Here is a 12,765-nt window from a genome sequence, read left to right on the forward strand (position 1 = left end):
GCGTTTTCCATCTCCCGTCCCTGATGACGGGTGCGGAACCGGGGGTCCGGATCCCTACTTCACCTGGGCCGAGATCACGCTCATCACGGCGGTATCGGCGAGGGTCGTGGTGTCGCCGACCTCGCGGCCCTCGGCGACGTCGCGCAGCAGGCGACGCATGATCTTGCCGGAGCGGGTCTTTGGCAGCTCGTTCACGATGTAGACGTCACGCGGGCGGGCGATCGGGCCGATCTGCTCGCCGACCCAGCCGCGCAGCAGCTGCGCGAGGCCCTCGGGCGCGTGCGCGGCCAGGTAGCTCTCCTTGATGATCACGAAGGCGACGACCGCCTGTCCGGTGGTCTCGTCGGAGGCGCCCACGACGGCTGCCTCGGCGGTGGCCTCGTGCGCGACCAGGGCCGACTCGATCTCGGCGGTGGAGAGCCGGTGCCCCGACACGTTCATCACGTCGTCGACGCGGCCGAGCAGCCACAGGTCGCCGTCCTCGTCGAGGCGGGCGCCGTCGCCGGCGAAGTAGTAGCCCTGCTTCTCGAACTTCTCCCAGTACGTCTCTTTGAACCGCTCCGGGTCGCCCCAGATGCCGCGGAGCATGCTCGGCCACGGCTTCGTGATCGCGAGCAGTCCGCCGCCGGTGGTGCCGACCGAGGATCCGTCGTCGTCGACCACGTCGATAGAGATGCCGGGCAGCGGCACCTGGGCGGATCCGGGCTTCGCCGCGGTGATGCCGGGCAGTGGGGAGACCATGATCGCACCGGTCTCGGTCTGCCACCAGGTGTCCACGATCGGCGCCGAGTCGCCGCCGATGACCTCGCGGTACCAGATCCAGGCCTCGGGGTTGATCGGCTCGCCCACAGAGCCGAGCACACGGATGCTGGACAGGTCGTACTGGTTCGGGATCGCTCTGCCGGACTTCATGAACGAGCGGATCGCGGTCGGCGCGGTGTAGAAGATCGTCACGCCGTACTTCTGGATGATCTCCCACCACCGGCCCGGGTGCGGCGTGTCGGGGGTGCCCTCGTACATGACCTGCGTGGCGCCGTTGGCGAGCGGTCCGTAGGTGACATAGCTGTGCCCGGTGACCCAGCCGATGTCGGCGGTGCACCAGAAGACGTCGCTCTCCGGGCGCAGATCGAACACATTCTTGTGGGTGTACGCGGCCTGCGTGAGGTAGCCGCCGGAGGTGTGCAGGATGCCCTTGGGCTTGCCGGTGGTGCCGGAGGTATAGAGGATGAACAGGGGGTTCTCCGCCGGGAACGCCTGCGCGGTGTGCTCGGCGGAGGCGGCGGAGACGGCCTCGTGATACCAGACATCGCGATCCGCGCTCCAGTCCACGTCGTTGCCGCCGCGCCGCACGACGATGACGTGCTCGACGGTGCCCTGCTCGCCCTCGCCGCGGTCGCCGAGCGCCTGATCGACCGCCGGCTTGAGCGCGGAGACCTTGCCCTTGCGGTATCCGCCGTCTGCCGTGATGACGACCTTCGCGCCGGCGTCGTCGATACGCGAGCGCAGACTGTCGGCGCTGAACCCGCCGAACACGACGGAGTGGATCGCGCCGATGCGCGCGACGGCGAGCATGGCCGCGACGGCCTCGGGGATCATCGGCAGGTAGATGGCGACGCGGTCGCCGTGACCGACGCCGAAGCCCTCGAGCACGTTCGCGAGGCGCTTGACCTCGTCGGTGAGCTCGGCGTAGGTGATGCGGCGCGCATCGCCCGGCTCGCCCTCCCAGAGCAGGGCGACACGGTCGCCGTTGCCGGCCTCGACGTGGCGGTCGAGGCAGTTGTACGCGACGTTCAGCTCACCGTCGGCGAACCACTTGGCGAACGGCGGGGTCGACCAGTCCAGCACCTCGGTGAATGGCTTGTGCCAGTGCAGCGCGCGTGCCTGCTCGGCCCAGAACGCGTCCCGGTCCGCGGCCGCCTCGGAGTAGAGATCGGGCTGCGCGACCGCAGCGGCGGCGAACTCGGGCGAGGGCGGGAAGACGCGGGTCTCCTCGAAGACGTGATCGATCTGGCTGCTCATGATGAGGAGGCGCTCCTTTGCGGCGGGTGGTGCATCGTGGCGAAGGTCACGACATCGCGAATCTAGCTCCGCCTATCGTCTCCCAATACCGCCGGAAGTCGGTAGTGCCACACGTTTTGTGCACCGCCCTTTCCTGCGTACACTTGCCGACGGCCGATCAATCGATTCTGGCTTCTGCGGCAGTGACGACCCCCTGCGTCGCTCCGCATCTCGGGCGGCATCCCATTCCCCCCATGGGGTGCCGCCCACCTCCTTCTCCGCGCGGGCGGCGTTCCCGTTCCGGGTCCGCGGTCGTTCCGCACAGGCCCGGCCCGTTCCCGGTTCTGCACCGGTTGCGTCGGGGTGCCCCACGGCGCCGGGGCGTCTGAATAGCGTCGCCTCATGGCTTCGCCCTTCGTCATCGTCCCCCGCGGATCCGTGGACGCCGCTGCACAGCTCGACCTGGATCCGGCGTTCGGCGACCTCGCGGTGCACATCGCCGATCCCCGCGTCACCGACCTGTTCCTGAACGGGGCCGACGGCCTGTTCGTCGACCGCGGCGCGGGGGCCGAGCCGGTGCCCGGCTGGAGCGCGTCCGAGCGCGAAGTGCGGGAACTGGCCGTGCGGCTCATCGCGCTGGGCGGACGGCATCTGGACGATCAGGCGCCCTGCGTGGATGTGCGCCTCGCGTCGGGCGTGCGGGTGCACGCCGTGCTCGCTCCGGTGGCGACGTCGGGAACCGCCGTGTCGGTGCGGATCCCGCGGGTGCGCGCCGCCGATCTCGACGACCTCGGCCGTCTCGGCGCCATCGACGGCGCCCAGCGGGGCTGGCTGGAGGGTGTGGTGCGCGCGCGGCAGAATCTGCTGATCACCGGCGGCACGGGCACCGGCAAGACCACCATGCTCGCCGCGCTGCTCGCGCATGTGCCGCACGACGAGCGGATCGTGACCATCGAGGACGTCGCCGAACTGCATCCCCGGCACCCGCATCACGTCTCGCTGGAGGCGCGCCAGCCCAACCTCGAGGGCATCGGGGCGATCTCCGTCGCCCGGCTCGTGCGGGAGTCCCTGCGCATGCGCCCCGATCGGCTCATCGTGGGGGAGTGCCGCGGCGAGGAGCTCCGCGACCTGCTCACCGCCCTGAACACGGGGCACGACGGCGGCGCGGGCACGCTGCACGCGAGCGGGCTGGCCGACGTCCCCGCGCGGCTTGAGGCGCTCGGGGCCCTGGCGGGCATGGATCCGCCGGCCCTCGCGCGGCAGGCGGTGAGCGCGTTCGCCTACGTGCTGCATCTGGTGCGGGAGCGATCCGGGATCCGCCGGCTCACTCAGGCGGGCGTGCTGCGGCTCGACGGCGAACATCTCGGGATCGACGAGGTTCGACCGTGGTGAGCGGCGCGGTGCGCAGGACCGGGCGGTCTCGAGTCCGGCCGCGGATCGGGCGGTCGCGTCGGTCCCGGCGGTCGTCGCGGTCTGGGCGGTCGGAGGCGTCCGAGGCGGACGTCGCCGAGCGGGTGCGCACGCTGGCGGTGCTGATGCAGGCCGGCGCCGCGCCGCCCGCGGCCTGGCGTCATCTCGCCGAGAGCGGGGTGGGCGAGGCGTCCGCGGTGGTCGCCGAACTGGACCGGGGGCGCGATCTCGTCGAGGCGGTCCGCGCCCAGGGCGGGGTCTGGACGACCGTGGCCTCCGCGTGGCGCATCGCGGCCACCGTAGGTGCGCCGTTGGGCGAGGCGCTCCGCGCGATCGCGGCGGCGCTCGAGGGGGCGGGGGAGATCCGCGACGAGGTGGAGTTCGCCCTCGCCGAACCGGCGGGAACCGCGCGGCTCATGCTGTGGCTCCCGCTGGTCGGTCTGCTGCTCGGCACCGCGCTCGGCTTCGACACGCTGACCGTGCTCGTCACCCAGCCCGCCGGCTGGGTGTGCCTGGCGGCGGGCATCGGGCTGCTGCTGCTCGCCCGGGCGTGGACGCGCGCGCTGGTGCGGCGTGCCAGCCCCGCCGAGGTGATCCCCGGCATCCGGGCCGAGCTGCTCGTCGTCGCCCTCACCGGCGGCACCGCGATCCCGCGCGCGCTGCGACTCGTCGCGGAGGAGATCGGCCGGGAGGAATTCGGGCCGGTCCCGGGACGCAGCCGGAGCGAAGAGGTCGTCGTCGAGGGCGCCATAGAACGGGTGCTGCGCCTCTCCGCCACCGCCGGCGTGCCCGCGGTGGAGCTGCTCCGCGCCGAGGCGATCCGCGCCAGAAGAGAGGCCCGCACCTCGGGCCGGAAGGGCGCCGCGAAGCTGTCCTCCCGGCTGCTGCTGCCGCTCGGCGCGTGCACCCTGCCGGCATTCATGCTGCTCGGCGTCGCGCCCCTGATCCTCAGCGTGCTGGCGACCACGCCGCTGCCGTTCGCGTGAACCGTGCGGCCCCGACGCACGTCGCCGGACCCCGGAACCATCCAGAGAGAAACACCCAGAGAAAGAAGGAACATCATGAGTCAGAACCAGCGCAGGGCAGACATCGTCCTGCCCGCCCTCACCCGCCGCCGCGCCGCGACGCTGTTCGGCGACGACACCGGAGCCGCGACCGCCGAGTACGCGATCGCGACGATGGCCGCCGTGGCATTCGCCGGACTGCTGGTGGTCATCATGCGCAGTGATGAGGTGCGCGGGATCCTCACGGACCTCGTGCGCCGCGCGCTGACGGTGGCATGACCGGCGGATACGCGCTCGGCCGCGACCCGGCCTCCCTCGGGTGGTCGGGTCTCGGCCGGAAGCGCGGCCGCCAGCGCGGCCGGGAGCGCGGTCGCCAGCGCGGATCCGCGACGGCGGAGCTCGCCGTCGCGCTGCCGGTCGTCGTGCTGACCCTGCTGCTCGGCGTCGGTGTTCTCGGTGCCGGCCTGCGCATGGTGTCGCTGCAGGACGCGGTGGCCGATGCGGCGCGGATCCTCGGTCGCGGCGACGGCGGCGGTGATGCCGGTGCGGTCGTGGCACGCGCGGATCCCGCGGCCGGGTTCGCGGTCAGCCGCTCCGACGACCTCGTCTGCGTCACCGCGTCCGCCGAGGCGCGGATCCTCGGTGGCCTCGCCGTCCCGATCCGTGCGATCGGCTGCGCGCTCGAGGGGGGACGATGACGCCCAGGCGGATCCCGACGGGCGGGCTCTCGATGCCACCGTCCGCGGGCGGCACCTGATGGGTGGGTCGGCGCTCGCGCTCGGCGGGATCGCCGTGGCCGGGACGTTGGCGCTCGGAGCGGCGATGGTCGGCGGCGCCGGCGCGGCCTCGCAGCGAGTGGCGGCGGCAGCCGATGCCGCAGCGCTCGCCGCCGCCGACACGACCAGCGGCGCGATCCCGTCCGACAGCGATCCCTGCACGGTCGCGGGGCGGGTCGCCGCAGCCCACCACGCGGCGCTGGATGACTGCCGCATCGACGGGCTCGTGGTCCGGGTGCGCGTCTCGGCGGCGTACGCTGGGTTCCCGGCCGTCGCCACCTCCCGTGCAGGACCACCCGAACACACTGCCGGCGACGGATGACCGTGCTGAGTCCTCGACTTCGGCACGGTGTGTATGGTGTGCTTCGAAGAAAGGACGCACCCGTGGCGCAAGGCAAGAAGCTCGTCATCGTCGAGTCTCCGACGAAGATGCGGTCCATCCAGGGCTATCTCGGCGACGGCTTCGAGGTGCTCAGCTCGGTCGGTCACATCCGCGACCTGGCCGACAAGAAGGACATCCCCGCAGCCGACAAGCAGGCGTACGGCAAGTACTCGATCGACGTCGACAACGACTTCGATCCGTACTACGTCGTCAGCGACCGCAAGACGAAGACCGTCGCGGAGCTCAAGCGCGCGCTCAAGACGGCGGACGAACTCCTGCTCGCCACCGATGAGGACCGCGAGGGCGAGGCCATCGCCTGGCACCTGCTGGAGACCTTGAAGCCGAAGGTCCCCGTCAAGCGCATGGTCTTCCACGAGATCACCAAGGACGCGATCCAGGCCGCTGTCGGCAACACCCGCGAGCTCGACCTCGCGCTGGTCGACGCCCAGGAGACGCGGCGCATCCTCGACCGCCTGTACGGCTGGGACGTCTCGCCCGTGCTCTGGTACAAGGTCAAGTCCGGCCTGTCCGCCGGCCGCGTGCAATCCGCAGCCACCCGCATGATCGTCGATCGGGAACGCGAGCGCATGGCGTTCGTGTCCGCCGAGTACTGGGACGTCGACGCGACGGCGACCGCGAAAGGATCCGCGAATACGGGCTTCACCGTGCGCCTGGTCCGCCTGGACGGCGGCGCCATCGCCCGCGGCACCGACTTCGATGACAAGGGTGCGCTGAAGAAGGCCGTCGTCATCCTCGACGAGAAGGCCGCCGCCGCACTCGCCGCCGCGGTCGACGCCACAGGGTCCGGCTCCGTCACCAAAGTCGAGGCGAAGCCCGGCACCCGCAGCCCGTACGCACCGTTCACGACCTCCACGCTGCAGCAGGAGGCCGGACGCAAGCTCTCGATGAGCGCGAAGCAGGCGATGAGCGTCGCCCAGCGCCTCTATGAGAAGGGCTTCATCACCTATATGCGCACCGACTCGACCGCGCTCAGCACTCAGGCGGTGCAGGCGGCCCGGTCGCAGGCGGTCTCGCTGTACGGCGACGCGGCGGTGCCCCTGAAGCCCCGGGTCTACAAGAGCAAGAGCAAGAACGCGCAGGAGGCGCACGAGGCGATCCGGCCGTCGGGCGAGAAGTTCCGCACGCCGGCCTCGGTGTCCGCGCAGCTCGACCGCGACGAGTCCCGCCTCTACGACCTCATCTGGAAGCGCACCGTCGCCAGCCAGATGTCTGACGCGAAGTACGAGACCACCACGGTCACCCTCGCCGTCGACACCTCGGCGCGCGCCGGCGCCGGCACGCTCGCCGAGTTCACCGCCTCCGGCACCGTCTACACCTTCAAGGGCTTCCTCGAGGCCTACGAAGAGGGGCGCGACGAGAAGCGCAACGACGCCGACGCCGCAGAGAACCAGTCGCTGCCGGCGGTCGCAGTGGGCGACGTGCTCGGCGTCTCCGATGCCGATGCGAAGCCGCACCGCACCACCCCGAAGCCGCGCTTCACCGAGGCGTCGTTGGTGAAGGCGCTGGAGGAGCACGGGATCGGGCGTCCGTCCACGTTCGCCAGCATCATCGGCACCGTGATCGATCGCGGCTACGCGACCAAACGCGGCCAGGCGCTCGTGCCCACGTGGATGGCGTTCAGCGTCGTCCGGCTGCTGGAACAGCACTTCGCCGACCTCATCGACTACGACTTCACGGCCGCGCTCGAGGACGATCTCGACGCGATCGCCCGCGGCGAGCAGAAGCGGATCGAGTGGCTGCACTCCTTCTACTACGGCTCGGACACCCGCGCGGGCCTCCGCCAGGTCGTCGAGAACCTCGGCGAGATCGACGCCCGGGCGCTGAACGCGACGAGGATCACCGATACCGCCACCCTCCGGTTCGGCAAGTACGGCCCGTATCTCGAGGTCGCGGATCCGGCGAACCCCGAGGCCAAGCCGCGCATCGTGAACGTGCCGGAGGATCTCGCACCCGACGAGCTCACTGCGGCCAAGGCGCAGGAGCTCATCGACGCTCCTGTCGCGGGCGATCGCGTGCTGGGCGAGAACCCCGCGAGCGGCAAGATCGTGGTCGTCAAGGACGGTCGCTTCGGCCCGTACGTGCAGGAGAACGACCCGGTCGCGGATGATGACCAGGTCGACGAGGCCACGGGCGAGGTCGTCGAAGCACCGAAGCCGAAGCGGGGTGCGAAGAAGAAGGAGGCGGAGCCCAAGCCGCGCACGTCTTCGCTGTTCCGCTCGATGTCGGTCGACACCATCGACCTCGACACGGCGCTGAAGCTGCTCGACCTGCCCCGCGTGGTCGGCGCCGACCCCGAGTCGGGGGAGGAGATCACCGCGCAGAACGGCCGGTTCGGCCCCTATCTGAAGAAGGGCGCCGACTCGCGCTCGCTGGAGAGCGAGCAGCAGATCTTCGACATCACGCTCGAGCAGGCTCTTGCGGTGTACGCGCAGCCGAAGTACGGCGCACGCCGCGCCTCCAGCGCGCTCGCCGAGTTCGACGCCGACCCGGTCAGCGGCAAGCCGATCCGGATCCGCGACGGCCGGTTCGGCGCGTATGTCACCGACGGCGAGACCAACGTCACGATCCCGCGCGGCCAGACCGTGACCGACATCACGTTCGAGATCGCGGTGCAGATGCTCGCGGACAAGCGTGCGAAGGGTCCTGCGCCCAAGCGTGGAGCCCGGGCGGCGGCCGCGAAGAAGGCCCCTGCCGCGACGGCGAAGAAGGCCCCCGCCAAGACGGCGGCGAAGAAAGCCCCGACCAAGAAGCCGGCCACGGACACCGAGAAGGCGGCGGCGCGCTCCGCCGCGGCGAAGAAGGCGGCGGCGACACGTGCGGCCAACGCCGCGAAGAAGGCGGGCGCGTGAACGCAGGCCGCGGCCTCTGGATCACGCTCGAGGGCGGCGACGGCTCGGGCAAGACCACCCAGGCGGCTCTGCTCGACGAGTGGCTCCGCGCGCAGGGCCTGCAGACCCTGCGCACCCGCGAGCCGGGCGGATCCGAGGTCGGGGTCCTGATCCGCGACATCGTGCTGCACCATCGCGGCGACATCGCTCCGCGGGCGGAGGCGCTGCTCTACGCCGCCGACCGCGCGCACCACGTCGCGACGGTCGTCGATCCTGCGCTCGACCGCGGCGAGGTCGTGATCCAGGATCGCTACCTCGACTCCTCGGTCGCCTATCAGGGCGCGGGGCGGGTGCTCGACCCCGCCGAGGTGCGCAGCCTGTCGCTGTGGGCGACCGGGGGCGCGCTGCCCGACCTCACGATCCTGCTCGACCTGGATTCGGCCGCGGCGCGTCGCCGGCTCGACTCGGCCGACAAGCCGTTCGATCGCCTCGAGGCCGAGCAGGGCGAGTTCCACGTCCGGGTGCGCGCAGCCTTCCTGGCGCTCGCCGCCGCAGAACCGGAGCGCTTCCTGGTGATCGACGCCGCACAGGATCCCGCCGTCATCGCCGAGATGGTGCGCGCCCGCGTCGCGCCACTGCTCGACTGACGAGGCGACGGCGGGCGTTGTCCGGCCCCACCGTTAGGCTTGCGTCATGTCCGCCACAGCTCTCGCTCCGTTCCCGTGGACGGACGTGTGGGGGCAGGATGCGGCGGTCGAGACCTTGCGCGCTGCCGTCGACAACCCGGCCGCACTCGCGCATGCGTGGCTCATCACCGGGCCGCCGGGATCCGGCCGCTCGACGCTCGCCACGGCTTTCGCTGCCGCGCTGATCGCGGAAGGCCAGGATGATGCGGCGACCATGCGCCAGGTGCTCGCCGGCACCCACCCCGATGTCACGGTGCTGCGCACGGAGAAGGTCATCATCTCGATCGCGGAGGCCAGGGCCCTGGTCGAGCGCTCGTACTTCGGCCCGTCCGGCGGACGCTACCGCGTGATCGTCGTCGAAGACGCGGATCGCATGACCGAGCGCACCTCGAACGTGCTGCTGAAGGCGCTGGAGGAGCCGCCGGAGCGGACGGTGTGGATCCTGTGCGCGCCCAGCGAGGCCGATCTGCTGCCGACGATCCGCTCCCGGGTGCGGTCCCTGCGGCTGCGCGAGCCCGACGTCGCGGCCGTCGCCGAGCTCATCGTGCGCCGCACCGGCGCCAACCCCGCGATCGCCGAACAGGCCGCCCGGCACGCACAGCGCCACATCGGCATGGCGCAGCGCCTCGCCACGGACGAGGCGGCCCGTGCCCGTCGGGACCGGACACTCCGCGCGGTGCTGGGTGTGCGCGGCGTCGGCGACGCGGTCGAGGTCGCCGGGCAGATCGTCCAGGCCGCCACCGACGATGCCAAGGCGCTCACCGCGGAGCGTGACGAGGCCGAGCGCCGTTCGCTGCTGCACACGGTCGGGATCGCTGAGGGCCAGGCCGTGCCGCCCGCCGTGCGCTCGCAGATCAACGCGCTCGAAGACGACCAGAAGCAGCGCGCCAAGCGCAGCGTGCGCGACGGCCTCGACCGCGTCCTCACCGACCTGCAGTCGTTGTTCCGCGACGTCGTCATGCTGCAGTTCGGTCGTGACGACGGCCTCATCAACCGTGAGCTGTCCGCAGAGCTCGCCGCCGTCGCGGCGGCCTGGGAGCCCGAACGGACCCTCGTCGTGCTGGAACATCTCGCCCGGACCAGGGAATCACTGGAGCGCAACGTCGCCCCGACGCTCGCCCTCGAGAGCTTGCTCGTGACGGTCACGAGCGGGAGGACATTGTGAAGAACGCCCCCATCGCTCCGCGTCTGCGCCGCATCACCGCCCTCGTGGCCGGGCTCGCCGTGGCCGCCGTGGCGCTCTCCGGCTGCCTGTATTCGATGATCCCCGCGGGGTCGTCCGCATCCAGCCGCCCGGCGGCGTCCCCGGACACCTCGGGGATCGCGCCCGAGCTGCAGTCCTTCTACGGGCAGACGCTGAACTGGTCCTCGTGCGGCGGAGGCATGGACTGCACGACGGTGAAGGCGCCGCTGGACTGGGAGAACCCCGCCAAGGCGTCGATCGATCTCGCCGTCGTGCGCCATCGCGCCACGGGCACGGCAAAGGGATCCCTGCTCACCAACCCCGGCGGTCCCGGCGCCAGCGGCCTCGACCTGATCAAGACCAACCTGACCTTCGCGGTCAGCCCGACTCTGGTCAAGAACTATGACGTGATCGGCTTCGACCCCCGCGGCGTCGGATCCTCGACCGCGGTGAAGTGCTACGACGCCACGCAGATGGACGACTACCTGTTCTCGATCCCGGCGGGCGCCCGGGGCAGCGACCAGTGGAAGAGCGCCCAGGACGCGGCGAACAAGACCTTCGCGGCGGCGTGCGAGAGCAACAGCGCGGGGATCCTGCCCTACATCACCACCGTGAACGCCGCGCGGGACATGGACCTGCTGCGTGGCGTGCTCGGCGACAAGAAGCTGAACTATCTGGGCTACTCGTACGGCACGTTCCTCGGCGCAACCTACGCAGGGCTCTACCCGGAACGGGTCGGTCACGTCGTGCTCGACGGCGCGCTGGATCCCGCGGTGTCCAATCTCGACGTCAGCACCACGCAGGCGATCGGCTTCGAGTCGGCGCTGAAGGCGTACATGGCGGACTGCCTGAAGGGCAAGAAGTGCCCGTTCCAGGGCACGGTGGACGAGGCCATGAGCGACCTCGGCGCGCTGCTGGCGAGCGTGGACCGCACCCCCCTCAAGAACGCCGATGGGCGCCTGCTCGGAGCCGACGCGCTGATGACCTCGATCGTCTCGGCGCTGTACTCGCAGGACAGCTGGCAGTACCTGACGCAGTCGCTGACCGCGGTGCTGAAGGGCGACCCGTCGGTGGCGTTCCAGCTCGCCGACTTCTACTACGGGCGCACCGGCGGGAAGTACACCGACAACTCCACGGAGGCGTTCGACGCGTACAACTGCATGGACTACCCGAACGACGACAGTGACGCGGCGAAGGCGGCCTCCAAGGCCAAGATCGCTGCAGAGGCGCCGATCGTCGCCCCGTACTGGGACAGCCAGAACGTCTGCGACCAGTGGCCGTACCCGCCGTCGGGCAAGCGCGGCGAGATCACGGCGGCGGGATCCGGGCCGATCCTGGTGGTCGGCACCACGAACGATCCGGCGACGCCCTACGAGTGGGCGGTCTCGCTGGCCAAGCAGCTCGAGGGCGGCGTGCTGATCACGCGCGTCGGCGAGGGTCACACGGGCTACAACAAGGGCAACAGCTGCGTCGACAACGCCGTGGACGCCTACTTCGTCGACGGCACGGTGCCGGCCAAGGCGGGGATCCGCTGCGAGTAGCGCGATCCGGAGCCTGGTCTGGTTCGCGGCACCCCTCCGGACAGGGTAGGATCGTTGATCGTGCGGTTCGTCCGCATGCGCCCCTCGCGGGGTGCGCCGCCCTAGCTCAGTCGGCAGAGCATCTCACTCGTAATGAGAAGGTCAAGGGTTCGATTCCCTTGGGCGGCTCCACTGGGCAAGGCCCCGACGCCCCCGGAAAACGCTGGGGAGTCGGGGCCTTCTTCATGTTCCGAGTAGGGCGTCTGCGGGTTATAGGCCATAAAGAGTGGATGGGGTCGGGCGTGTCATCCTCGTCCTGCCCATCCTGATCTGAGCCAGAGTCCTTCGGTGGGTCGAGGGCGGTGTCGTAGAGGGTGGGGCTGTGGGGCTCGTCGGGCTCGGTGTCGGGCTCGGGTGGGGGTGTCGGGCGCGCGAGGGCGAGTGCTCGGTCGAGGGGGAGCTCGTGGAGAACGAGGAACCATTCGATGGCGCGGCGGCGGTGTTCGTCGCTCATTCCGCGGTGGTGGCGGAGTAGGTCGCGGATCTGTGCGTTGATGCCTCCCTCGAGCGGGCTGGTGGTGCGCGGGTTGCCGTAAGTGATCCAGGTGAACAGGGTGTTGTTACGGACGACACCGCGGATCAGGAGCCAGGCCTTGCGGAGCCGGTCATGTATCCCCACTGTCCGTTGCGGAACAATGTCCGTTCCCGGGTGAGGTGCCCGAAGGTGCGCCACCAGTCGTCGAGGTGGATCTGCCAGGCGATCGCGGTGTCTTCGTCGTCGATCTCGCTGAGCTTCATCACGAGGCCGCGTAGGGCTTTGCCGGCATCGGTGCGGGGTGTGCGGGTGAGGTGGCGGGAGGTGGCCATTTGCAGGTGGAACAGGCAGCGTTGGTGAATCGGCCTGGGATTTTCGGAGGGCGATGTTAGGCCGCGACGGATTCGTCGTGGGTGTGGGTT

12 protein-coding genes and 1 tRNA gene are annotated in these 12,765 nt (G+C 70.7%); 11 read left to right on the forward strand and 2 right to left on the reverse strand.

What is annotated here, in order from left to right; all coding sequences use genetic code 11:
• Nucleotides 1-54: 54 nt before the first annotated feature.
• Nucleotides 55-2,019, reverse strand: a complete 1,965-nt coding sequence (acs, locus tag ABD882_RS11150; protein ID WP_345186937.1) for an acetate--CoA ligase — start codon at nt 2,017-2,019, stop codon at nt 55-57.
• 381 nt (nt 2,020-2,400) lie between these two features.
• On the opposite strand from acs, the gene ABD882_RS11155 reads away from it, so the two are divergent.
• The 11 genes from ABD882_RS11155 to ABD882_RS11205 all read left to right on the forward strand — a co-directional run bounded on the left by ABD882_RS11155 (nt 2,401) and on the right by ABD882_RS11205 (nt 12,343).
• A complete protein-coding gene (locus ABD882_RS11155) occupies nt 2,401-3,390 on the forward strand; it encodes a TadA family conjugal transfer-associated ATPase (RefSeq protein WP_345186939.1) in 990 nt (329 codons plus the stop codon).
• 122 nt (nt 3,391-3,512) lie between these two features.
• Entirely contained in the window at nt 3,513-4,394 is an 882-nt protein-coding gene (locus tag ABD882_RS11160) for a type II secretion system F family protein (protein ID WP_345186940.1), read from the forward strand.
• A 75-nt stretch (nt 4,395-4,469) separates the two neighbouring features.
• On the forward strand, nt 4,470-4,691 hold the full coding sequence (locus tag ABD882_RS11165) for a DUF4244 domain-containing protein (protein WP_345186942.1): 222 nt from the start codon (nt 4,470-4,472) through the stop codon (nt 4,689-4,691).
• A complete protein-coding gene (locus ABD882_RS11170; protein ID WP_345186943.1) occupies nt 4,688-5,110 on the forward strand; it encodes a TadE family type IV pilus minor pilin in 423 nt (140 codons plus the stop codon). Before ABD882_RS11165 ends, ABD882_RS11170 begins: the two co-directional genes overlap by 4 nt.
• A 58-nt stretch (nt 5,111-5,168) precedes the next feature.
• Nucleotides 5,169-5,510: a helicase gene (locus tag ABD882_RS11175; RefSeq protein WP_345186945.1), complete on the forward strand. Its 342-nt coding sequence runs from the start codon at nt 5,169-5,171 to the stop codon at nt 5,508-5,510.
• A gap of 62 nt (nt 5,511-5,572) precedes the next feature.
• Nucleotides 5,573-8,440, forward strand: a complete 2,868-nt coding sequence (gene topA, locus ABD882_RS11180; protein ID WP_345186947.1) for a type I DNA topoisomerase — start codon at nt 5,573-5,575, stop codon at nt 8,438-8,440.
• Nucleotides 8,437-9,066 (forward strand): dTMP kinase, encoded by a 630-nt coding sequence (tmk, locus tag ABD882_RS11185; protein WP_345186949.1) that lies wholly within the window; start codon nt 8,437-8,439, stop codon nt 9,064-9,066. Before topA ends, tmk begins: the two co-directional genes overlap by 4 nt.
• Nucleotides 9,067-9,112: 46 nt before the next feature.
• A complete protein-coding gene (locus tag ABD882_RS11190) occupies nt 9,113-10,270 on the forward strand; it encodes a DNA polymerase III subunit delta' (protein ID WP_345186952.1) in 1,158 nt (385 codons plus the stop codon).
• Nucleotides 10,267-11,829 carry an alpha/beta hydrolase gene (locus tag ABD882_RS11195; RefSeq protein ID WP_345186954.1) on the forward strand — a complete coding sequence of 521 codons (1,563 nt, stop codon included), beginning with the start codon at nt 10,267-10,269 and terminating at the stop codon, nt 11,827-11,829. Before ABD882_RS11190 ends, ABD882_RS11195 begins: the two co-directional genes overlap by 4 nt.
• A gap of 95 nt (nt 11,830-11,924) precedes the next feature.
• Nucleotides 11,925-12,000 (forward strand) — tRNA-Thr (locus ABD882_RS11200).
• Nucleotides 12,001-12,190: 190 nt separating this feature from the next.
• A complete protein-coding gene (locus ABD882_RS11205) occupies nt 12,191-12,343 on the forward strand; it encodes a hypothetical protein (RefSeq protein ID WP_345186955.1) in 153 nt (50 codons plus the stop codon).
• 104 nt (nt 12,344-12,447) lie between these two features.
• Here ABD882_RS11205 and ABD882_RS11210 read toward each other — a convergent pair whose 3' ends face one another.
• Nucleotides 12,448-12,675 carry a hypothetical protein gene (locus ABD882_RS11210; protein WP_345186957.1) on the reverse strand — a complete coding sequence of 76 codons (228 nt, stop codon included), beginning with the start codon at nt 12,673-12,675 and terminating at the stop codon, nt 12,448-12,450.
• Nucleotides 12,676-12,765 lie beyond the last annotated feature (90 nt).

It is taken from the genome of Microbacterium panaciterrae, from assembly GCF_039541635.1.
Taxonomy (GTDB): Bacteria; Actinomycetota; Actinomycetes; order Actinomycetales; family Microbacteriaceae; genus Microbacterium; species Microbacterium panaciterrae.

Excerpts from the sequence above, each read along its gene's own strand:
- acs (WP_345186937.1), bottom strand. The coding sequence starts at position 2,019 with ATGAGCAGCCAGATCGATCACGTCTTCGAGGAGACCCGCGTCTTCCCG.
- ABD882_RS11155 (WP_345186939.1), top strand. The coding sequence starts at position 2,401 with ATGGCTTCGCCCTTCGTCATCGTCCCCCGCGGATCCGTGGACGCCGCT.
- ABD882_RS11165 (WP_345186942.1), top strand. The coding sequence starts at position 4,470 with ATGAGTCAGAACCAGCGCAGGGCAGACATCGTCCTGCCCGCCCTCACC.
- ABD882_RS11170 (WP_345186943.1), top strand. The coding sequence starts at position 4,688 with ATGACCGGCGGATACGCGCTCGGCCGCGACCCGGCCTCCCTCGGGTGG.
- ABD882_RS11175 (WP_345186945.1), top strand. The coding sequence starts at position 5,169 with ATGGGTGGGTCGGCGCTCGCGCTCGGCGGGATCGCCGTGGCCGGGACG.
- ABD882_RS11190 (WP_345186952.1), top strand. The coding sequence starts at position 9,113 with ATGTCCGCCACAGCTCTCGCTCCGTTCCCGTGGACGGACGTGTGGGGG.
- ABD882_RS11210 (WP_345186957.1), bottom strand. The coding sequence starts at position 12,675 with ATGGCCACCTCCCGCCACCTCACCCGCACACCCCGCACCGATGCCGGC.